Raw genomic sequence first — 22993 nt, forward strand, 5'->3', positions numbered from 1 at the left:
TCGCAGTTTCAACTCTTGGGATCGAAGGCATCGCGGCAGCCTTCGCCGATGAACACCAGCAACGACAGGATCAATGCCAGGACGAAGAACGCCGTCAGCCCCAGCCAGGGCGCTTGCAGGTTGCTCTTGCCCTGGGCCACCAACTCGCCCAGCGACGCGCTGCCAGCGGGCATGCCGAAGCCGAGAAAATCCAGGGCCGACAAGGTGGCGATGGCCCCGGTGAGAATGAACGGCAGATAGCTCAGGGTGGCGTTCATGGCGTTGGGCAGGATATGCCGGCCCATCACCTGCACATCGTTCACCCCCAGCGCCCGGGCCGCCTTGACGTACTCCAGGCTGCGGCTGCGCAGGAACTCGGTGCGCACCACGTCCACCAGGGCCAGCCAGGAGAACAGCGCCATGATCCCCAGCAGCCACCAGAAGTTCGGCTCGACGAAGCCGGACAGGATGATCAGCAGGTACAGCACCGGCAGCCCCGACCAGACCTCCAGCAAGCGTTGCCCCCAGAGATCGACCCAGCCGCCGTAGTAGCCCTGCAGGGCGCCGGCAACGATGCCGACCAGCGCACTGATGGCCGTCAGCGACAAGGCGAACAACAACGACACCCGCACCCCGAAGATCACCCGCGCCAGCACGTCCCGGGCCTGGTCGTCGGTGCCCAGCCAGTTGTCGCCACTGGGCGGGCTGGGGGCCGGCTGTGTCAGCTCGTAGTTGATGGTGTCGTAGCCGAAGGGAATCGGCGCGAACAACAACCAGCCGCCCTGTCCCTCGATCAACTGGCGAACCGCAGCGCTGCGGTAGTCCGGCTGGAACGGCAACTGGCCGCCGAAGTCCTGTTCGGTGTAGCGCTTGAAGGCCGGGAAATACCACTGCCCCTGGCACGCCACCAGCAACGGCTTGTCATTGGCGATCAGCTCGCCGCCCAGGCTCAGGGTGAACAGGCCGAGGAACAGCCACAACGACCACCAGCCACGCCGGTGCGACTTGAAACGTTGCCAGCGCCGCCGGCCAAGGGGAGACAGGGGCATCAGAGCTTCCTCGCCGCGAAATCGATGCGTGGGTCGACCAGGGTGTAGGCCAGGTCGCCCAGCAGTTTTATCAACAAGCCGAACAGGGTGAAGATGAACAGCGAGCCGAACACCACCGGGTAATCCCGGGATACCGCCGCCTCGTAGCTCATGCGCCCCAGGCCATCGAGGGAAAAGATCACCTCGATCAGCAGCGAACCGCCGAAGAACACCGTGACCAACGCCTGGGGCAGCCCCGCTACCACCAGCAGCATGGCGTTGCGAAACACATGGCCATACAACACCTGGCGCTCGCTCAGGCCCTTGGCCCGCGCGGTGACCACGTACAGGCGCGAGATCTCGTTGAGGAAGCTGTTCTTGGTCAGCAGGGTCAGGGTGGCGAAGCCACCGACTACCAGCGCGCTGACCGGCAGCACCAAGTGCCAGAAGTAGTCCGCCACCTTGCCCCAGGCCGAGAGCTGGTCGAAGTCGTCCGAGACCAGGCCGCGGGCCGGGAACCAGTCCAGCAGGGTGCCGCCGGCGAACACCACGATCAGCAACAGGGCGAACAGGAACCCCGGCATGGCGTAGCCGACGATGATCGCCGCGCTGCTCCAGACATCGAACCCCGAGCCGTTGTGCACCGCCTTGCGAATCCCTAAGGGAATCGACACCAGGTAGGTGATCAGGGTCGCCCACAGGCCCAGGGACAAGGTCACCGGCAGCTTGTCCAGGATCAGCTCGGTGACCGTGGCGCCACGGAAGAAGCTCTTGCCGAAGTCCAGCCGGGCGTACTGCCCGAGCATCAGCCACAAGCGTTCGCTGGCAGGCTTGTCGAAACCGTACTGGCGCTCGATGTCCGCCAGCAGCTTGGGGTCCAGGCCCCGGCTGGCCCGGGACTCGCCGGCCACGCTCTCCACATGCCCGCCGCCCACCGCGGCATTGGCGCCGATACCCTGCAAACGGGCGATGGCCTGCTCCACCGGTCCTCCGGGAGCGGCCTGGACGATGACGAAATTGACCAACAGGATGCACAACAAGGTCGGCACGATCAGCAGCAGGCGCCGCAGGCTATAACCCAGCATGGACCACCTCCGCGCTGCGCTTGCGCATCTGGCCCTGGGTCAACGCCGTCGGGCTGATTTCCCACCAGCTGTCCAGCCCGGCGTCATACAACGGGGCGATCGCCGGGCGGCCGAAGCGGTTCCACCACACCGTGGAAATGCCCGGCGGGTAATAGTTGGGAATCCAGTAGTAGCCCCACTGCAACACCCGGTCCAGGGCCCGGGCATGGGCCAGCATGCTGCTGCGGTTGTCGGCCCGGACCAGGCCCTCGAGCAAGGCATCCACCACCGGATTCCTGAGCACCATGTAGTTGTTCGAACCCGGATCGTCGGCCCCCTCGGCGCCGTAGTAGTTGAACAACTCGCGCCCCGGAGCCTGGGACACCGGGTAGCCGACGACGATCATGTCGTAGTCGCGACTGCGCACCCGGTTGGTGTATTGCGCGTTGTCCACTTGGCGAATGTCGAAGCCGATGCCGATCTGCGCCAGGTTGCGCTTGAACGGCAGCAACAGGCGTTCGAAGCCCTTCTGGCCATTGAGGAAAGTGAACTGCAGCGGCTCGCCGGCGGCATTCACCAGGCGATCGCCGCTGGGCACCCAGCCGGCTTCGCGCAGCAGTCGCAGCGCCTGCAACTGCTGGCCACGGACGATCCCGCTGCCATCGGTCCTGGGTGCCTCGAACACCTGGCTGAAGACCTCATCCGGGACCTGAGCGCGCCAGGGTTCGAGAATCTTGAGCTCCTCGGCCGACGGCAGGCCCACCGCCGCCAGTTCACTGTGGGAGAAGAAGCTGCGCTGGCGCAGGTACAGGCCGCGCATCATCTGCCGGTTGCTCCATTCGAAATCCCACAGCAAGGCGATGGCCTGGCGGACCCGGCGGTCCTGGAACAGCGGTCGCTGCAAATTGAAGACGAAGCCCTGGGTGCCCTGGGCCGCGCCAGGGGCCAGGTGCTCGCGCTGCAGGCGGCCATCGTCCAGGGCGGCACCGGCATAACCGATGGTGTAGGCAGTGGCGGAGAACTCGCGGTTGTAGTCGTAGCCACCGGACTTGAGGATCTGCCGCGCCACATCGGTATCGGCGAAGAACTCCAGGCGCAGGCGATCGAAGTTGTAGCGCCCGCGCGCCACCGGCAGGCGCTCGCCCCACCAGTCCTTGACCCGCTCGAAGGTCACGCTGCGCCCGGCATCCACCTTGGCCACCCGGTACGGGCCACTGCCCAGGGGTGGCTCGAAGCCCCCGCCATCGGCAAAATTGCGCCCCCGCCACCAATGCTCGGGCAGTACCGGCAGCGACGCCAGGTCCAGGGGCAAGGTGCGGCTCTCGGCATTCTTGAACACAAAGCGCACTTGGCTGGGCGACTCCACCAGGACCTCGGCCACATCGGCGAACTGCTGGCGGTACTTGAGGCTGCCCTGGGTCATCAACAGTTCGAAGGTGAAGCGCACATCGCTGGCGCTGATCGGCCGGCCATCGGCGAAGCGCGCTGCCGGGTTCAGATACAACCGCAGCCAGCGCCGGTCCGGGGCCAGCTCCAGGCCCTGGGCCACCAGGCCATACACCGTGTAGGGCTCGTCCTGGGAGCGGTAGGCCAGGGGCGCGTAGACCCAGCCATCGACCTCGGCCACCCCGGTACCCTTGTCGATGTAGGGCACCAGGTGATCGAACGGTCCGCTCTCCAGGGCAGAACGGCGCAGGCTGCCGCCTTTGGGCGCGTGCGGATTGACGTAGTCGAAGTGACTGAAGCCTGCCGGATACTTCGGTGCCTCGCCGTACACCGTCAACGACGGTTGCACGGCAGCCGACACCGCCGGGCTCAGCAGCACCCACAGCCAGAGCAAGAAGATGGTTCGCAACGGCATTGCAACAAGCCCCTCTAGACAGCGACCGGGAGCGCGCGGGCCAAGAGGGCCCGTGCGCCAGGTACTCGGACGCGATTCTCGATGATCGCAACGCCCCGCTCCTGCCTGCCTTGTGCAATCAGGCCGGCCTTTTTATAGAGCGGGGTCTAGATCCATTGGTTACTAAAAAACATTCGGACTGCTGTTTCCGCTCGGTTCAGAAGCTGTAGCTGAGCCGGGTATACAAGGTCCGCCCGAAGGGGTCCGAGTAGCGCGGGTCGTAGCCGCTCTGGAAGGTGTAGGTCTGGTTGCTGAATGGCGGCTCGCGATCCAGCAGGTTCTTCACCCCCAGGGTGACGGCCAGGGACTTGCGCCAGGTGTAGGTGCCCGCCAGGTCCCAGACGCTGTAGGCGCCGACGCTGTGGTGGGTGCTGGGGTCCGAGTCGTGATAGCCGCTGGTGTAGCGGTTGGTCAGGCTGGCGCCCAGCGGCCCCTGGTTCCAGGTCGCGGTCAGGCTGTGGCGCCAGCGTGCCACTGCACCGGCGGAGGAAAAATCACCGCCGCGAAAATCCCCCAGCTTGTCGATGAAGGCGCCCTTGAGCTCTTGCTGGTACTCGTAGCGGTTGACGTAGGTACCTTGCAGCGCCACGCCGAACTGGCCCCAGGCCAGGGCCGGCAGGCGATAGTCGAAGTTGACGTCCACCCCTTCGGTCTTGAGCTTGCCCAGGTTGGACAGGCCGGTGACCACATGGTCGATGGAGCCATCGGCCTTGCGTACCAGGCGATCGGGATACAAGCCGGGATTCTCGAACGGCGAGGACTCGGGGAACTCGGCGATCTGGTTGGCGATGTCGATCCACCAGAAGTCCAGCCCGGTGGTCAGGCGCTCGAAGGGCTGGTAGACGAAACCCAGGGTCACGTTGCGCGCGGTCTCGGGCTTGAGGTTGCGGTTGCCACCAGAGCTGCGGTTGAACTGCTGGGCGCAGTCGCGGTTGGCGATCCCGCCATTGCTCGGATTGCCACCGGCGCACAGCACCGGATCGTTGTAGTTGGCGTTGGTGAAGGTGGTATAGCTCGGGTTGTACAACTCGTACAACGAAGGTGCGCGGAAACCTTCGCTATAGGCACCGCGAACCACCAACTCGCGAAACGGCTGGAAGCGGAACGAATACTTGGGGTTGGTGGTGCTGCCAAAGTCGCTGTACTTGTCATGGCGCACCGCGGCCGACAGCTCCAGGCTGTCGAGCACCGGTACGCTGAGCTCGGCGTACTGGGCCTGCACGCTGCGATCGCCCGTCACGGCACCATTGGGATCGACCCCCAGGTTCTGCAAGTCACCGGCAAAGGCCGCGAAATCCTGATGGAAATCCTCCTTGCGGTACTCGCCACCCAGGGCCAGGCCGGCCGGCCCCGCACCGAACCAGTCGCCGATCTCGCGGCTGGCACGTCCGTCGATGGACTTGACCCGGCCCACAGCGGTGCCGTAGTCGCCGCTCACCGTATTGGCCGCCAGCAAGGCTTGGCCTGCGCTGGTCTGCGGCCCAAAGGGGTTGATCACCCCGTTGGCGATCCCCTGGCGCACCGCCAGGTCGCTCACATAACCGCTGCGGATGGTGTTGGTCACCTTGTTCTGGTTGTAGGCCGCGCCCAGGTTGTAGTCCCAGCCGGCCACGTTGCCGTCGAAGCTCAGCAGCAAGCGTTGGTTGCTGTTGTCGTCTTCATGCCGACGAGCGCCGACCGGGGCTTCACGCCAGTTCACCGAGACCGGTTGCGAGGGGTCGAGGACAAAATCGCTGGGGCCGGGGGTGATGCCATTGCCCGGATAGAACGCGGTACCCGGGTTGATCTGGTTGCCCATCAAGGTGCCGGGGCCGATCTGGGTACGGTTCTGGTTGCGTGCCCAGAAGTATTCCAGGCTGACGTTATGTTCATCGCCCAGTTTGCCGGTGGCCTTGGCGAAGGCCGAGGTCTTCTCGGTTTCCGGCACCAGGTCCAGGTAGCTCCACAGGCTCTGCCGGCAGATGCCATTGCGCGACAGCAGCCCCGGGGCGTTGCAGCCGGAACCGGCCAGGGGATTGGTGGCGTTGCCGCCCTGGGTCCAGTTCGCCGGGTAGGCCGTGCCGGAGGTGTAGTCCAGGCCGCGACCGGGCTGGTAGTTGTAGGTGTAGCCACGGTCCTTGGCCGCCAGGCGCTCCTGCTTGTCGTGGCTGACCACGCCAAAGACATTGAAGCGATCTTCCTCCAGGTCGCCGAAACCCCAGCTGCCGCTGAAGTTCTTGCTCTGGCCACCGCCTGAATGGGTCGGGGTGTCGTAGCTGGTGCTGACCTGGCCTGTGGTGAGGCTGGTCTTGGTGATGAAGTTGATCACCCCGCCGATGGCATCGGTGCCGTACAGCGCCGAGGCACCGTCACGCAGGACCTCGACCCGGTCGATGGCGGCAAAGGGAATGGTGTTCAGGTCCACCCCGGAACCGTTGCTGGAGCTGGTGGCGTTGTTGCTCAGGCGCCGGCCATTGAGCAGCACCAGGGTCTTGTTCGGACCGATGCCGCGCAGGTCGGCGAAGGCCGCGCCGCCGCTGCTGGAGCCCACCGAACGCCCGGAGCCCACCGAGGACTGGTTGGCGGAAATACGGTTGATCAACTCCTCGGTGCTGGTCACGCCCTGCTCGCGCAGCTTCTCGACCCGCAGCACGGTGACCGGCACCGCGGTCTCGGCATCGACCCGGCGGATCGCCGAGCCGGTGACTTCGACCCGCTGCAACTGGGTGGTGGGCTCGGCGAAGGTCGCCGGGGCCACGCTGGCAGCCGGGGTCGCTGCGGCGCTGATCACCACGCCCTGGGTGCCCTCTTCGTCCTTCAGGCCAGTGCCTTGCAACGCCAGGGCCAGGGCCTGGCTATGGCTTAGCTGGCCCTTGATCGCCGGGGCGGAATGCCCGGCCACCAGCGCCTGGGAAAAAGAGATCGGCAAGCCGCTCTGGCGCGAGATACCCAGCAGCGTCTGGTCCAGCGGACCGGCGGGCAGGTCGAACGACTCGCTGGCGGCCCAGGCTGGAACAACCTGCAGAGACAGCAGCAAGGCCAGGCTCAAGGGGGATTTACGGGGTACAGACAGACTCATGGATAACCATCCCTGCGTTAGGTTTATGCAGGGATGTGCAATGGCCAGAGTTTTTTTATAGGCCCGGTTTAGACCGTTGGGAACTGACCTTATACCCGCCGGGATGCACCGCTCGCCCCAACGCTGAAGGTCCTGCGGATCTTGGCGCAGCCTCGCCAGCTCGGCAGCGGCTACAAGAACCGCCGCTGGTGTAGCCGCTGCCGCAGGCTGCGCATGGCCCGCAGGGCCACGGGGGTTCAACTGCCGAAGTGGTAGCTCAGGTCCAGCCACCATTGGCGCCCGTAGGCGTCGTAGTTGCCCGTAGGGTAATAGGGCCAACCGCCGGAATCGTCGTGCTTGTACTGGTTGAGCAGGTTGTTGACGGTCAGGCCGAGGCTGGCGCGGTCGTTGATCTTGTAGCGGGCGCTGGCGTTGAACACCGTCCAGGGCGACAGCCGGCCATCGCCGTTGCCATTGGTGACGCTGCCGTAGCGAATGCCCATCAGGGTCGTGCTGTAGTGCTCATAGTCCCAGGTCAGGCTGGCGTTGGCCTTGCTGCGCCAGTCATGGTTGCTGCGGTCGGAGCGCAAATCCAGGGTCGTGGCCTGGTCGGACTCCTTGTAGTAATGCGAAAGCACCAGGGTGTAGCCCAGGGTCGAACTGAACGCCCCGTAGTCGCCAGCGCCCCAGCGAATGTTGCTCTTGAGATCCAGGCCGCTGACCCGCTCGCTGGCAGCGTTGATGGCATTGACCCGCACCTGCTGCAGCTTGTTGGGGTCCACCGCGGCATTGCCGGGGTTGCGCTGGACCCGTGCCAGCACTGCCTGGCAACTGGCCGAGTTGATATCCTGGGCGCCGCTGCGGCAGGCGTTCTCTTCCTGCAACAGGCGGTTCTGATCCACGCTCGTCAGCAAGTCGTCGATCTGCACGCGCCAGTAGTCGGCGGAAACATCGAAGTTGCGCGACGGCGACCACACCAGGCCATAGGTCCAGGATTTGCCGCGCTCGGACTTCAGGTCGCTGGTACCACTCTGTACATAGTCCACCCGCCCGCGATCACAGGCGCCCTCCACACCCTTGCTGCAGCCGTAGTAGTCGATCTGGTCCGGGTAGTAGCCGTTGCTGTCGGCCTGGTAGATGTAGTTCAGGTCCGGCGCACGAAAGCTGGTGCCATAGCTGCCGCGTACCAGCAGGCTGGTCAGCGGACGCCACTCCAGGCCCAGGTTATAGGTCTTCTGCTGTTCGCTGCGATCGGCGAACTTGTACTGGTCCCAGCGTCCGGCCAGGGACGCCAGCACGCTATCGGTGACCGGCACGCTGAACTCGCCGCCCAGGGCGTAGCGCTTGCGCGAACCACCGGAACTCTGGGCCGGCGCAGCGCCATAGAACACTCCGTCGTTGAGCGCCGAATCAGGATCTGTGCGGTACTGCTGCTTGCCCATCTCCAGCACCCCGGCAAACCCTACTGGCCCAGCGGGCAAGTCGAACAGGTCGCCGTTGATCGAGGCGTTGTAGGTCTGCGACACCGAGCGGCTGGTCTCGGTCTGGTTGCGACGGAACTGGCGCCACTCGTCGCTCGTCAGGGGCCGGTCCAGGCGCGCCGGGTCCGGAGCGAACACTGGGTGTCCATCCTGGGTACCCAGCTGCGGGCCCAGGTAGAAATCGCGGATGGTCGACAACGGCCGATAACGGGTGCTGCGCACGCTGCGGTACTCCGAACGGTTGGCCGCCAGCTCGTAGCTCCAGCCGCTGTCGCCAAGCTGGTCGGACAAGCCCAGAGTGCCGGTCCAGGAGGTCTCGCGCCATTTGCTGTTGTTGCTGGTACGCCCACCGATCTCCTCCTCGGAGAAACGCCGGAACCAACGCTCCAGGTTACCGGTGTTGGCGTTGATGAAATCCGGGGAGGTAAAGGTCGGGCCGCGGGTGTTGTTCTGGATATGGTCCAGGCCGTACATCAGGTCGGCGTACAACTGCCCGCTATCGCTGAAGTGCCAGGTGCCGCGGGTGTAGCCATCGTAGTTTTCCTTCTGGGTCTGCAAGGTCCAGTAGTCGTTGTACATCTGGTCAGTGGTGCAGCGCCCGCCACTACCGCTCAGGTGATTACCGAAAGTGCCCTGGTAGGCGCCGCACCCGGGGCCCAGGTAACGGCCGGTGTCGAGATTGCGCCGGTAGCCGACGTCCACCGCCGGGCTGCTGCTCATGAACCCGCGGTCGTCGGCCCAGATCGGTTCGCGCCGAGTCAGTTCCAGGCCGAACAGGCCGTCGAAATCACCCCAACTGCCGCCACCGCTCAGTTGCAGGCGCTGATTGTCGCCACCACCACGCTCGCTGGTGCCACCGCGCAGGTTGAGATCGATGCCGTCGATCTTCTTCTTGAGGATGATGTTGACCACCCCGGCGATGGCGTCCGAGCCGTAGACCGCCGAAGCCCCGCTGCTGAGGATCTCGATACGTTCGATGACCGCCGAAGGGATATTGGCCAGGTTGGTGAAGTTGACCTGGCCGCCATAGGCGATCGGATAGTCCGCCACTCGCCGGCCGTTGATCAGCACCAACGTATGGTTGGGCCCCAGGCCACGCAGGTTGAGGGCGCTGGCCGCCGGTTGCCAGGTGTTGCCATAGTCCTCGCCCTGGGTCATGCCAGTGTTCTGGGTCTGGGTCGCCAGGGCGTCGTAGACATTGCGGTAACCCCGGGCCTCCATCTCCTGCTGGGTGATCACGGTGACTGGAGTCGCGCCGTCGGTCTGCGCCCGGGCGATGCGCGAGCCGGTGACCGTGACCTTCGATAGCCTCGGTTCGCTGGCACTGGCGGAGCTACTGGCCCGGCTCACCACCGGGGCGGGTGTGGTTGCCGCCGGACGCAGCACCAGGCCCTGCTCGCTGGCCTCGACTTCCAGGCCGCTGCCCTGCAACGCCCGCTCCAGCGCCTGCCGGGCATCCAGAGCGCCATGGATAGCCGGCCCCTGCTTGCCTTGCACCAGGTCCTGGCGGAAGGAGATCGGCACCCCGCTCTGGCGCGAGATGTCCAGCAGCACCTGGTCCAGCGGCCCCTTGGCGATATCGAAGGATAAGATCCCGCCCACCGGCTCCTGGGCCAGAAGCGGCGCCGGACAACCGGCAATGCCCAGGGCCACGGCCAGCGACAATCGGCACAGGTGCCGGAACGGACGGTTGAAACAGTTCTGTGAAGACATCCCGAAGCCCTTCCCTGTTGAATGCAGTTGCAGGGAATGAGCAGCGGTAGGCGTCTTTTTATAGGGCGCGGGTTAGGCCAAGGGGCTATGAGCTTATAACCCGCCTTGGCGTGGCTCGATGCTGACCCAGTAGGGGCTGTGGTAACGCACCCGGATCGGCAGCGAGCGCTCCAGCAGTTGCAGGGTGCGATCGCTTTCGTCCAGCGGATAGAGGCCGCTCAGGCGCAAGTCGGCGACCTCGGGATCGACCCGCAGGATGCCGCGCCGGTATCGGCGCAACTGCTCGACGATTTCTCCCAGCGGCCTATCGCGCGCCTCCAGCAGGCCCTGGGTCCAGGCGCTTTCATAGCCCTTGGCCGCCTCCAGGGCCAACAAGCCCTGGCCGTCGAAACGCAGGCTCTGCCCCGCCGTCGCCACCTGCCGCGTGCCATTGGCCGTCAGCACCTCCACCTGGGAATGCAGCATCACCAATTGGGTCGAGGCTTCGTCGCGGCGCACCAGGAAGCGAGTGCCCAGGGCACGCATGCGGCCATGCACGGTCTGCACCACGAACGGCCGCGACGGGTCCCTGGCTACGTCCACCTGCAACTCACCACTGCACAGCTCCAGTTGGCGCTGGCCCTGGTCGAAATGCGCCACCACTCGGGTACAGGCATCGAGCACCAGCGCACTGCCGTCGTCGAGCCTCAGGCTGCGGCGCTCGCCCACGCCGGTGTACAGCGCGCCGGCAGGCCGCCACCCATCCAGTTGGCGCCCCAGTAGCCCCGCCGCCAACGCCACGCCCAGCAGGCCCAGGCTGCTGCCGATGAAGCGCCGCCGGCTCGAGGGGGCATTGAGGCTGTGCAGCAGGCTGTCGCGGCTCAGCTGGCGCAGGGCATTGTGCTGCAGGGCCGCGAACCCGCCGCCCATCAGGCCGATGACCTGCTCATGCTCAGGGTCGGCGCTGCGCCAGGCGGCGAACGCCTCGGCTTGCACCGCGCTCATCTGGCCCGACTGCAACAAGGCCATCCACTGGGCGGCCTCGTCCACCACCGCCGGGTCGATCCGCGAGCGACTCATGCCTCCACCAATGCCAGGTAGCAGCGCTTGAACGCCTCGGCCATGTACTGCTGCACCCGGCTGGTGGACACCCCCAGCAGCGCGCCGATCTCGGCATAGGTCAGGCCGTCCAGCTGGTGATAGAGAAACGCCGCCTTGGCCTTGGCCGACAAACCGTTGAGCAACTGGTCTACGGCCAACAGCGCCTCGATCAGCAACGCCCGTTCTTCGGGCGACGGGTGCACGGGAGCGGGCGCCAGCGCCAGGCTCTCCAGATAGGCCCGCTCCAGGTCCTGGCGGCGCCAGCCCTCATAGACCAGGCGCCGGGCGATGGTGGTCAGCAGCGCCCGTGGCTCACGGATGACCGTAGGGTCTGGCAGCGCCAGGATGCGCACGAAGGTCTCCGAGGCGATGTCCTGGGCGCTGTGATGACATCCCAGGGCCCTGGCGACGCAAGCGCAAAGCCATTGATAGTCCCTTTTGAACATCTGCCCGACCAGCGGGTAATGCGGGTTCGGATTCGCCCCCATGCCTTGCTCCCTCGAAAGGCGCTCGCGCCTCGCATGCCAACGACACTGCCGGATCAGCCCCGGCACAAAATGAGGAAGCGACTGTGCAACAGCGCGGAATCCTTATGGAAGTAATTAAAAATTAAATAAAAGTAACAAAAAGGAATAAGCCATTCAGCAGACGCTGCTCCTTGCCTCTCGCTTGATTGATCTCGGTCAGCAGCCACCCCGTCGCACGCCCCTACTCTTGCGCCTCCATCACGGCCAAGGACGGCTCATTGGGAACCGCCCGCCACCTTGTCACTCACGGAAGAGCCAGCTCATGCGATCACTGAAGATCATCCTGCTATCCACCGCCTTCAATGGCCTGACCCAACGTGCGTGGCTCGACCTGCGCCAGGCAGGCCACCGCCCGAGCGTGGTGTTGTTCACCAGCGAAGAGGAAGTCTGCCGGCAGATCGAGGAAGCCGGCGCCGACCTGGTGATCTGCCCCTTCCTCAAGGACCGGGTACCCCAGCAGCTGTGGAGCAACCCCAAGCGCCCGGTGGTGATCATTCACCCGGGCATCGTCGGCGACCGGGGTGCCAGCGCCCTGGACTGGGCCATCAGCAAGGAGCTCAAGCGCTGGGGCGTCACCGCTCTGCAGGCCGTGGAGGAAATGGACGCCGGGCCGATCTGGGCCACCCACGAATTCAACCTGCCAGCCGGGATGCGCAAGTCCGAGCTGTACAACGGCCCGGTGAGCGATGCGGCGATCCACTGCATCCGCGATGTGGTGGAGAAATTCCGCAATGGCCATACCCCCGAGCCGCTGGACTATGACAAGCCCTCGGTGCTCGGTCGCCTGCAACCGAACATGAAGCAGGCGGACCGCACCTTCAGCTGGCATGACTGTGCCCAGTTCATCAAGCGCAGCATCGATGCCGCCGATGGCCAGCCTGGAGTCCTGGCCAGCCTGGCCGGCGGCCAATACTACGTGTACGACGCGCACCTGGACCCGCGCACCGGCACCCCGGGGGAACTGCTCGCAGTGCACGACGACGCGGTGCTGGTAGCCTGCGGCGACAGCAGCCTGTGGATCGGCTCCCTGCGGCTCAAGCCCCAGAGCGGCGAAGAAACCTTCAAGCGCCCGGCGCGGCATGTGCTCGGCGAGCGCCTGGCCCAGGTACCGGTGCTGGACTGGTCGGTGGCCAGCAGCCCGTTCAGCACCGAGGCCTACCAACCGATCCGTTATCGCGAATCCGGCAAGGTCGGCGAGCTGACCTTCGAGTTCTACAACGGCGCCATGAGCACCGAACAGTGCCAGCGCCTGGTCAGCGCCCTGCAATGGGCCAAGGCCCGCGACACCCAGGTACTGCTGGTACGTGGCGGGCGCGGGGCCTTTTGCAACGGTGTGCACCTGAACGTGATCCAGGCGGCTCCCGAGCCGGGCCTGGAAGCCTGGGCCAACATCCAGGCCATCGACGATGTCTGTCGCGAACTGCTGACCGCCCGCCAGTTGGTGGTCAGTGGCCTGACCGGCAACGCCGGGGCCGGCGGCTTGATGATGGCCCTGGCCGCCGATGTGGTCCTGGCCCGGGCCGACACGGTGTACAACCCGCATTACAAGAGCATGGGCCTGTTCGGTTCCGAATACTGGACCTACAGCCTGCCCCGTGCCGTTGGCCAGTTGCTGGCCCGCCAGTTGACCGAGGCCTGCCTGCCCATCAGCGCCCTCCAGGCCCTGCAAATGGGCATGGTCCAGGAGATCGGCCCACGCTGCCCGGATGAGTTCGGCCTGTGGTTGCTGCAACGGGCCAACAGCGTGCTCAGCGACCCGCGCTACCAGCACCTGCGCCAACGCAAGCTCGATGCCGACCCACAACTGATGCAGCACTGCCGCAATGCCGAGCTTGAGGAAATGCACATGGACATGGTGCAGAACCGCAAGGGTTTCGCCCAGAAGTGCCGCAACTTCGTGTACAAGCGCAAGGCCTGCTGCACCCCTGAGCGCCTGATCGAGAATTGGGCCAAGCCCCAGGACATCGCCCTGGTAGGCTAAGCCGACCGTCCCCTTCCTGAATCGTCGTCCGGCTCGCCGGGCGACGGCTTCAGTTCCCCGGCTGCAACAACAGCGCCACCAATGCAGTCCAGCCGGTCTGGTGGCTGGCCCCCAGCCCACGCCCGTTGTCGCCATGAAAATACTCATGGAACAACACCAGCTCGCGATCCCGGGCATCGCCCTGCAACTGCGCATAACCGCTCATCGACGGCCTGCGCCCCTCCTCATCCATGAGAAACAGGCGGGTCAAGCGCTGGCCCAGGCTGTCGGCCACCTCCTGCAGGGACGCCAGGTAACCGGAACCCCGGGGGTACTCCACCGAGAAATTGACGTCGTAGTAACGATGCAGCTCGCGCAGGGATTCGATCAGCATGTAGTTGATCGGCATCCACAACGGCCCGCGCCAGTTGGAGTTGCCACCGTAGAGTCGCGAGCCGGACTCGGCCGGCTCATAGCGGGCACACAATTGCTTGCCATCGACCTGCATGGCGAACGGTCGCTCGAAGGCCTTGGACAAGGAACGGATGCCGAACTCGCTGAGAAACTCGTCTTCGTCGAGCATGCGCTTGAGCAGGTCCTTGGTGCGCTCGCCCCGCAGCAATGCCAGCAGCAAGCGATTGCCCTTGCCCGGCTCGTACCAGCGCGATACCAGGCTGGCGAGGTCCGGCCTGTGGTGCAAGAAACCCAGCAAGCGCTGGGCCAGGCCCGGCAGGCATTCGTGTTCGTGCTGTTCCAGCACCTGCACCGCGAACAAGGGCATCAGGCCGACGATGGAACGCAGGCGCAATGGCTCGCTGCGCCCGTCGGGCCTGTGCAGGACATCGTAGAAAAACCGGTCCTCCTCGTCCCACAGGCCCTCGGTACCGTCGTCCACCCGGTTGATGGCGCCAGCGATGTACAGGAAATGCTCGAAGAACTTCACCGCGATATCCACGTACACCGCATTGCGTCGGGCCAGTTCCAGGGCCATGCGCATCAGGTCCAGGGCGTAGGCCGCGACCCAGGCGGTGCCATCGGCCTGGTCGAGGCTGAATCCCTCGGGCAGCGGCGCCGAACGGTCGAACAAGGCGATGTTGTCCAGGCCGAGAAAACCGCCCTGGAACAGGTTGCGACCCTCGGCATCCTTGCGATTGACCCACCAGGAAAAGTTCAGCAGCAGCTTGTGCAGGACCCGTTCGAGAAAGTCCATGTCGCCCTCGCCGGTGAGGGCCTTCTCCTGCTGGTAGACCCGCCAGCAGGCCCAGGCATGCACTGGCGGGTTGGCATCGTCGAAGCGCCACTCATAGGCCGGCAACTGGCCGTTGGGGTGCATGAAGCGGTCCTTCACCAGCAGCAACAGCTGCTGCTTGGCGAAGCCTGGGTCGATCAGGGCGAAGGCCACCGCCTGGAACCCCAGGTCCCAGGAGGCGTACCAGGGGTACTCCCAGGTATCGGGCATGCTGACGATGTCGGCATTGGCCAGGTGCCGCCAATGGCTGTTGCGCAGATGCAGGCGCTGGGCCGGCGGCGCCGGCTGCCCGGGGTCGCCGTCGAGCCACTGGTTGACGTCGAAGTAGTACAGCTGCTTGGACCACAACAGCCCGGCCAGGGCCTGGCGCTGCACGTTGCGCGCATCCGGATCGGCGATGCCTTGCTGCAAGGCACCATAGAACTCGTCGGCCTCACGTCGACGCTGCTCGAACAGGCTGCGAGCGTTGACCTGTTCGCAGTCCACCGGGGCGAAGCGCAGGTACAGGCTGCGCGTTTCGCCACCGGCCAATTCCAGGGTGAAGTGAGCGGCGGCCTTGGTTCCGGAGTCGAAGCTCACAGCCGTGGCCTGGCCGTCCACCAGGTAATCGTTGATACCGTCCTTGAACGGCCCCGGAGAGGCCAGGCCATCGAGCCGGGGGAAGTTGCTCTGGTTGTGGCAGAACAGCCACTGGCAGGGCCCCGCGCCCCAGGCGCTGACTTCGCGCTCGGCCAGCCTGGGGTGCTGGGCCAGCAACCGCTCACCCGCAAGGCGCAAGCTGGGCTGGGTCCCTGCGCCCCAGCTCCAGTCGTTGCGCGCCCAGACCTGGGGCAAGACCCGCAGACGTGCCGGCTGGTGGTAGCGGTTGTGTACCGTGACCCGCATGAACAGGTCATCGGCGGTGTGCTTGGCATACTCCACGATCACATCGAAATAGCGATCATCTTCGAAGACACCGGTGTCGAGGATCTCGTACTCGGCGTCGGCCAAGCCACGACGGGCGTTCTCCGCCACCAGGTCGGCATAGGGAAAGGAGCGCTGTGGGTACTTGTAGAGCATGCGCATGTAGGCATGGCTGGGCACCCCGTCGAGGTAGAAATACAGCTCCTTGACGTCCTCGCCGTGATTACCCTCGGCGTTGTCCAGGCCGAACAGGCGCTCCTTGAGGATACTGTCCTGCTCGTTCCACAGCGCCAGGCCCAGGCACCAGTGCTGGTCCTTGTCGGAGAACCCGGCCAGGCCATCCTCACCCCAGCGATAGGCGCGGCTGCGGGCGTGGTCGTGGGGGAAGTACGTCCAGGCCTCACCATCGGCGCTGTAGTCCTCGCGCACCGTGCCCCATTGCCGTTCACTCAGGTACGGCCCCCACTGACGCCACTGCTCGGCCGCCGGCCCACGCAGGCGCTGGCCCTCAAGGGTATCGAGAATGCTCGCTGCGGATCGTGTCGGCATGGGCAATGTCCTTGGCCACGGGAGTCAGTGGCAGTGTAGAAGCAGGCGCTGGCCGAGTCGGTGACAAATACTTCATGCAGGCCTGCGGATCTTTTGGGTTAAATCGGCGTCGGCTGGTTCGTTATAATCGGCAACCTTTTGTATGGCAGTGCGTAACCCATGATGTTCAATCGCAAAACAATGCTCCCGGGGTTGCTGCTCGCGACCCTGTCCCTTGCGGCCCAGTCCGCGAGCCTCGACCTGCGCTACCCTGAACCTGAACTGGCGGCGCCCAGCAGCACCAGGCCCCAGGCCCCCGAGCCCGACACCCATAAGCTCCAACTGCAGTTCAAGCCCTCGGTGAGCTACGAACACAAGTGCAGCGGGCAATGCACCTATGAGACCAATATCGATCAATTGCACGATCGCGAAACCCGCCAAAGCACCACGATCGGCTTCAACTGACGCGGCTTGACCTCGGTCCCTGGCGCCGCGGCGAGGCGGCCTGCGCGTACAGGCGCGCAAGGCCATGCCCCGAACGCTCGCCGAGCGTGCGGACCCGCATCGAGTGCACACAAAAACGCAACGCCACGCTGCGTCCTTTGTGATGGTTGGAGCCGGGAGGAGCGACTACAGTCGGTTCATCGGCAACCCACCTGACGCCCGACACAAGGATGCGTTCGATGACTGATCTGCACGAGCTCCAAGCCGCCCAACTGCTGGCGTTGTTCGCCAACCGCACGTTGTCTCCCCTGGACTACTACGACCATCTGCTGGCCCATATCGATGCCTGGGAGCCCCATATCCGTGCGCTCTACGCCTTCGACCCGGAGCAGGTGCGCCAGCAGGCCAGGGCTGCCACCGAGCGTTGGAACAAGGGCACCCCCTGCGGCCCGCTGGACGGGATACCGGTGACAATCAAGGAACTGATCGCCACCCGCGGCACACCGATTCCCCTGGGCTGCGCTGCCACCACCCTCACGCCGGCAACCCAGGATGCACCGCCAGCGGCACGCATGCGCGAGGCCGGGGCGATCATCCTGGCCAAGACCACGGTGCCGGATTTCGGCATGTTGTCCTCGGGGTTGTCGAGCTTCCACGGCCTCACCCGCAACCCCTGGAACCTGGAACGCAATACCGGTGGCTCCAGTTCCGGAGCCGGCGCTGCCGCAGCGGCCGGTTATGGCCCACTGCACATCGGCACCGACATCGGCGGCTCGATACGCCTGCCAGCGGCCTGGTGCGGCCTGGTGGGCTTCAAGCCGACCCTCGGGCGAATTCCCATCGACCCTTACTACACCGGGCGCTGTGCCGGACCGATGACTCGTAGCGTCGAGGATACGATCCTGCTGATGCGCCACCTGGCGCGGCCCGATGCCCGCGATGCCACCAGCCTGCCGCCGCTGACCAGCGACTGGAGCGAGCAACCGCTCTCGGTCAATGGCCTGAAGATCGGGCTGATGCTGCAACCCGGTGCCGGCCTGCAACCCGAGGGTTTTGTCTGCGAGGCCGTGGAACGTGCCGCACGCCTGTTCGAAAGCCACGGTGCCCGGGTACAAGCCCTGGCGCCGATCATGGACCGGCCCTTGCTGGATGGCCTGGACCGCTTCTGGCGCGCCCGGCAGTGGGCCGAACTCTCGGCCCTGGGCAGCGAGCAGTTCGCCAAGGTGCTGCCCTACATCCGCGAGTGGGCCGCCCCTGGAGCCGACCTGTCCGGGGTCGAGGCCGTAAAAGGCTTCAACCAGACGTTCGAGATGCGCCGTCGCGCAGCACAGGTATTCAGCGAGTTCGACCTGGTGCTGTCGCCCACCAACCAGGTCAACAGCTTCCCCGCCCACTGGCCATCGCCGAGCAACGATCCGCAACGGCCATTCGAACACATCGTCTTCACCCTGCCCTGGAACATGGGCGAACAACCGGCGCTGTCGATCAACTGTGGCTTGAGTGCCGATGGCTTGCCCATCGGCTTGCAGATGATCGCCCCGCGCTTTGCCGACCAATGGCTGCTGCAAGTGGCCAAGACCTACGAGAGCTGGCGTGGAGCGATCCACCGTTGGCCAAGCCCGCCGTCGCACTGACCAGCCAAGCCGTAACTGCCACCTTCACCCCAAGCCCCGGGCCTTGCCGCCCGGAGCCTGGGCAACCTATGAATAAAAATTCGAGGGGCCAGTATGCACAGTCACCACCACACCCATTCCCTACCCCATGATGCGCCAGCGCCGAATGCACCAGGAGGCAAGCGCAGCGTGTTCGCGGTGATCCTCGGCAATGCCGTGGAATTCTTCGACTTCGGGGTCTACGCCACCTTCGCGGTGATGATCGGGCATACCTTCTTTCCCTCCGACAGCGCCTTCGTCAGCCTGCTGCTGTCGGTCACGGCCTTTGGCGTCGGTTTTATCGTGCGTCCCCTGGGGGCGGTACTGATCGGTGCCTATGCCGACCGCGTCGGGCGCAAGCCCGCCATGTTGCTGACCCTGGTGATGATGGCCGTGGGCACCGGCAGCATCGCCATCCTGCCGGGCTACGAGAGTATCGGGATCGCCGCGCCGATCCTGCTGGTGCTCACTCGGTTGATCCAGGGCCTGGCCTGGGGTGGCGAGGCCGGCCCGGCCACCACCTACATTCTCGAAGCCGCACCGGCACACAAGCGTGGCACCTATGCCTGCTGGCAAGTGGTGGCCCAGGGTGTCGCCGCCATGGCCGCCGGCACCGTGGGCTATATCCTGACCCAGCTGCTGTCCGCCGAAGACCTCAACCGCTGGGGCTGGCGCGTACCCTTCGTGTTCGGCCTGCTGGTGCTGCCGATCGGCATCTATATCCGGCGCAACCTGGCGGAGACCTTCCATGGCCAGGGCGAACAGGCCAGTACCGGCAGCCTGGTGCGCCAGGTCTTCGGTGCCCATCGCCGGGCACTGGTACTGGGCTTGCTGATTCTCTCCGGGAGCACCATCACCCAGTACTTCATCAACTACATGACCACCTTCGCCCTCACCGAGCTGAAGCTGCCCACCAGCATCTCGATGCTCTCCACCCTGGTGGCCGGAGCGGCGATGGCGGTGTGCGCCATCGCCGGTGGCATGCTCTGCGACCGCTACGGCCGGCGCACCATCCTCATGGCCCCCAGGGTAGTGCTGCTACTGGTGCTGTTCCCGGCCCTGCAACTGATGACCGAACACCCCAGCCCCATCACCTTTCTCACCGCCCTGGCCGTGCTATCGGGCCTGCATGGCATGAGTGGCGCGGCGCTGATCGTGCTCTTGGTGGAGAGTTTCCCCAAGGCCGTGCGCTCCACGGGTTTCTCCATCGTCTACGCCTTCGGCGTGGCGGCTTTCGGCGGCACGGCGCAGATCATCATCACCTGGCTGATCGGCACCACCGGCAACCCCATGTCCCCCGTGGGCTACCTGTTGCTGGCCAACCTGGTCTGCCTGGCAGCGGCCTGGTTCGCCAAGGAAACCCGCCCCGAAACTCCAGGGCGCGACAACCCGGAAGCAGGGCTGGCACGAGCCCGCTAACCGACCGCTTTGCACTCGACGATCTTTTCGCTACCGTGCCGCCCTGGCGGTCACGGACGGCCCGACATCGCCTTCGTTTTCAGGGAAGCCACATGAAACCCTTCGCACTCTGCAGCCTGGCCCTGTTCGCCAGCGCGCCCTCCTGGGCCCAGGACAACCCACAGGCCCAAGCCCCGGGATTCCTCGAGGGCAGCCACCTGGATCTGAACCTGCGTCACTACTACTCCAACCAGCACACCCGGCGTGATACCTACCTTGGGATCAAGAAAGCCGAGGGTATCGAGCGCACCCGTACCCGACAGACCTGGGTCCAGACCGGCATGCTCAAGTACAGCTCGGGCTACACCCAGGGCCTGGTCGGCTTCGGTGTCGACGCCGGGCTGTTCAGCGCGGTCAACCTGGAACGCGGCCACGGCCGGGTAGCCAATGGCGGTGATCGGGTGCTGGTGGACAGTGCCGGTGATGCTTTGCCGACCTGGAGCCGCCTGGGTATCGGCGATGTACGCCTGCGCCTGTCCAATACCGAACTCAAGGCCGGACGCCTGATGACCGACAACCCGGTGCTGCGCTACAAGGACAACCGTGCCCTGCCTTCGAGTTTCCAGGGCGTGGGCCTGTACAGCAATGAAACCGACTGGCTGGCGCTGCAAGCCGGCAGCTTCGACCGGGCAATCCCACGGACCGGCACCGGCAGCGAGCGCTTGACCACCACGTTCGGCAATCGAGCCTACAGTGGCGAGCGCATCAGCTACCTGGGGGCGACACTCAAGCCGGGGCTGGGCCTGGAAGGCAGTCTCTATGCCTCGCGCTTCGAGAATATGTGGGACCAGTACTACCTGGGGCTGACCCAGCGCGCTGGCGATAAGAGCCACTTGGCATTGAAGACCGCATTCAACTACTACCACACCCGGGACCAGGGCCAGCAGCGCCTGGGCTACATCGCCAACGACGCCTTCAGCCTCGCACTGACCGCCAGCCACCAGGCCCACGGCCTGACCCTGGCCTGGCAACAGGTGTTCGGCGACGAGTACTTCGACTATGTGTGGGAGTCCACGGGCAACTACATGGCCAACTCGTTGTACTCGGACTACAACGGCCCCAACGAGAAATCCTGGCAACTGCGCTACGACCTGGACCTGGCAGCCTTCGGCGTACCAGGCCTGAGCGCCAGCCTGTGGCATGCCAAGGGCTGGAACATCGACGGCACGCACTACCGTGGCGACCGCAACGCTCGCAACCGAGGCTACAACGTGCGTGGCCTGGACGGCGCCCAGCATGACGAAAACGGCCTGACGCTGGCCTATGTGGTGCAGTCCGGCAGGTTCAAGGACGCGGTACTGCGAACCATCGTCTACAACCATCGCGCCAGCGGTGGGCAGATCGACGGCAGCTACGACGAGCTGCGCCTGGTGGGCAACTTTCCGTTCAACCTGTTCTAGGGTCGCGACTGCCCCGCAAGGCAACGCGCAGCAGGTTGTCCGGTCAGTCGGCCAGGGCGTGATGCTGCATGGCCCGGGCGAGCATCGCCTGGCACTGGAGAGTGGCCACCGACAACGGGCGATTGCGATACACGCACAGATCGACACGGATGCGCTCCAGGTGCTCATCGTCGATCGGCACAGCCACCAGGCCATCCCCCAGGTCGCGAGCCTCGGCATCCACCTGGGGCAGGATCAGCACCGCTGCACGCTGGCGCGCCAGGCTTTTTTGCACTTCCAGGGAGCTGGTGGTGAAAACCGGCAGGATGTTCACCCCACGCTTCTTCGCCGCCCCTTCCAGTGCCTGGCGCACGCCATAGGCCGAGCCGGGAATCGCCAGGGGCTGGTCTTCAAGATCCTCCAGGCGAATGCTCGGGTGCTGGGCGAACGGGTGCTCGGCGCTGACCAGCACCCGGTGCCACAACTGGCACTGGGCGGTCACCTCCACCTCGGCACGTTCCTGCAGGTAAAAGGCCAGGCCCAGGTCGGCCTCGCCACTGCACAGGGCGTCCAGGGTGGCACCGGCACTGGCGATCACGATATTGAAGGTCACCTTGGGGTGATTGCGATAGAACGCCGCCAGCACCGGTGCCAGCACACTGGAAACGATACTTTCCGACACATGGATACTGACGTTACCGGCGACCTGGCTTTGCCGACTGGCAATCACATCGCGGACCTGGTCGAAGCCGCGCAAGGTCGAGGCCACTTGCTCGGCCAGGCACTCGCCCTCCACCGTCAGGCGAATCCCCCGGGGGCCGCGCTCGATCAGGGCGCTGCCAAAGAAGTGTTCCAGCTGCTCGATCTGCCGGCTCACGGCCGTGGGAGTCACGTACAGGCGCTCCGCCGCCTGGCGCAAGGAGGCGCACCGGGCCACCTCATGAAAGTAACGCAACGCGCGTAATTGCATGGCTATCGATCCCTGTCGCTGAACGGATCGGGGAAACAGGCAAATACTGCGCCAGCGCGGGTAGCCAGGGCGTTATGACCAGGGAGGGTCACGCCGCAAACATTGATCTACCAGCCTGCGCTGCCTAACCTGCTAGACAGCCCTGCCGCGCCCGAGGACCGACCATGCCCCCCCTGCCCCGCACCGCCCTGTTTGCCACGCTGTTCGCCGCCCTGGCACAGCTTGGCGCTTGTAGCAGCATCACCCGCCAGCTCGATCCGGAGCCTACGGTCACCTCCGCCGGGATCCTGGCCTTTCGCGATATCTGCCTGAAATCCGCCCCCTCCTTCGCCGGGGCCCAGACCGCTGCCCGCGAGCATGGCATCGGTGGATTGAGCGATGCCGGCTTTGCCATGATGGGCATGAACCAGGACCAGACACTGGGGGTCCAGGTACGAGCCAACAAGGAATGCGCGGTGACCACGCCGACCCAGAACGACAACTCGTTGACCCAGCAATTTCTCGGTGTCGCCGGCAAGTTCTCCAGTACCCCGGTAGAGCAAAGCCTGCCTGCCCGGCTCACCATCGGCGGACAGGTCTTCCTGCTCATGCACGATCGCCGTGGCGGCGAAGCCTATGTGATGTTGAAGGCACCTTGAGAC

At 65.2% G+C, this 22993-nt stretch carries 15 protein-coding genes; 6 read left to right on the forward strand and 9 right to left on the reverse strand.

What is annotated here, in order from left to right:
• Positions 1–8: 8 nt before the first annotated feature.
• From I9018_RS19245 to I9018_RS19275, 7 genes are all read right to left on the reverse strand, one after another.
• Complete coding sequence (locus I9018_RS19245) at positions 9–1031, reverse strand: ABC transporter permease (protein WP_241110171.1); 1023 nt, start codon at positions 1029–1031, stop codon at positions 9–11.
• On the reverse strand, positions 1028–2092 hold the full coding sequence (locus tag I9018_RS19250) for a microcin C ABC transporter permease YejB (RefSeq protein ID WP_241107235.1): 1065 nt from the start codon (positions 2090–2092) through the stop codon (positions 1028–1030). The genes I9018_RS19245 and I9018_RS19250 overlap by 4 nt, the downstream gene beginning before the upstream one ends.
• On the reverse strand, positions 2079–3932 hold the full coding sequence (locus I9018_RS19255) for an extracellular solute-binding protein (protein ID WP_241107236.1): 1854 nt from the start codon (positions 3930–3932) through the stop codon (positions 2079–2081). The genes I9018_RS19250 and I9018_RS19255 overlap by 14 nt, the downstream gene beginning before the upstream one ends.
• Before the next feature lie 196 nt (positions 3933–4128).
• Positions 4129–7029: a TonB-dependent receptor gene (locus I9018_RS19260; protein WP_124347975.1), complete on the reverse strand. Its 2901-nt coding sequence runs from the start codon at positions 7027–7029 to the stop codon at positions 4129–4131.
• Positions 7030–7265: 236 nt separating this feature from the next.
• Positions 7266–10202, reverse strand: coding sequence for a TonB-dependent receptor (locus tag I9018_RS19265; RefSeq protein WP_241107237.1), 2937 nt, complete (start codon positions 10200–10202; stop codon positions 7266–7268).
• 93 nt (positions 10203–10295) lie between these two features.
• Positions 10296–11261: a FecR family protein gene (locus tag I9018_RS19270; RefSeq protein ID WP_124347977.1), complete on the reverse strand. Its 966-nt coding sequence runs from the start codon at positions 11259–11261 to the stop codon at positions 10296–10298.
• A complete protein-coding gene (locus tag I9018_RS19275) occupies positions 11258–11770 on the reverse strand; it encodes a sigma-70 family RNA polymerase sigma factor (protein WP_241107238.1) in 513 nt (170 codons plus the stop codon). Before I9018_RS19275 ends, I9018_RS19270 begins: the two co-directional genes overlap by 4 nt.
• A gap of 301 nt (positions 11771–12071) precedes the next feature.
• On the opposite strand from I9018_RS19275, the gene I9018_RS19280 reads away from it, so the two are divergent.
• Complete coding sequence (locus I9018_RS19280; protein ID WP_068581469.1) at positions 12072–13790, forward strand: hydrogenase maturation protein; 1719 nt, start codon at positions 12072–12074, stop codon at positions 13788–13790.
• Positions 13791–13839: 49 nt separating this feature from the next.
• On the opposite strand, the gene I9018_RS19285 is transcribed toward I9018_RS19280, so the two are convergent.
• Positions 13840–16470, reverse strand: a complete 2631-nt coding sequence (locus I9018_RS19285) for a glucosidase (protein ID WP_241107240.1) — start codon at positions 16468–16470, stop codon at positions 13840–13842.
• 159 nt (positions 16471–16629) lie between these two features.
• Here I9018_RS19285 and I9018_RS19290 point away from each other — a divergent pair, with 159 nt between their 5' ends.
• From I9018_RS19290 to I9018_RS19305, 4 genes are all read left to right on the forward strand, one after another.
• Positions 16630–16914: a hypothetical protein gene (locus I9018_RS19290; RefSeq protein ID WP_068581203.1), complete on the forward strand. Its 285-nt coding sequence runs from the start codon at positions 16630–16632 to the stop codon at positions 16912–16914.
• A 218-nt stretch (positions 16915–17132) separates the two neighbouring features.
• On the forward strand, positions 17133–18527 hold the full coding sequence (locus I9018_RS19295; RefSeq protein ID WP_241107241.1) for an amidase: 1395 nt from the start codon (positions 17133–17135) through the stop codon (positions 18525–18527).
• A 93-nt stretch (positions 18528–18620) separates the two neighbouring features.
• A complete protein-coding gene (locus I9018_RS19300; RefSeq protein WP_241107243.1) occupies positions 18621–19964 on the forward strand; it encodes a citrate-proton symporter in 1344 nt (447 codons plus the stop codon).
• Between the two features lie 92 nt (positions 19965–20056).
• Entirely contained in the window at positions 20057–21403 is a 1347-nt protein-coding gene (locus I9018_RS19305; RefSeq protein WP_241107244.1) for an OprD family outer membrane porin, read from the forward strand.
• A 43-nt stretch (positions 21404–21446) separates the two neighbouring features.
• Here the strand turns inward: I9018_RS19305 and I9018_RS19310 are convergent, their stop codons facing one another.
• Positions 21447–22352, reverse strand: a complete 906-nt coding sequence (locus I9018_RS19310) for a LysR family transcriptional regulator (protein ID WP_241107245.1) — start codon at positions 22350–22352, stop codon at positions 21447–21449.
• A gap of 164 nt (positions 22353–22516) precedes the next feature.
• On the opposite strand from I9018_RS19310, the gene I9018_RS19315 reads away from it, so the two are divergent.
• Positions 22517–22990: a hypothetical protein gene (locus tag I9018_RS19315; RefSeq protein WP_241107246.1), complete on the forward strand. Its 474-nt coding sequence runs from the start codon at positions 22517–22519 to the stop codon at positions 22988–22990.
• The last annotated feature ends 3 nt before the right edge of the window (positions 22991–22993 follow it).

The sequence above is a fragment of the Pseudomonas sp. MPFS genome (genome assembly GCF_022537035.1).
Lineage (GTDB): Bacteria > Pseudomonadota > Gammaproteobacteria > Pseudomonadales > Pseudomonadaceae > Aquipseudomonas > Aquipseudomonas sessilinigenes.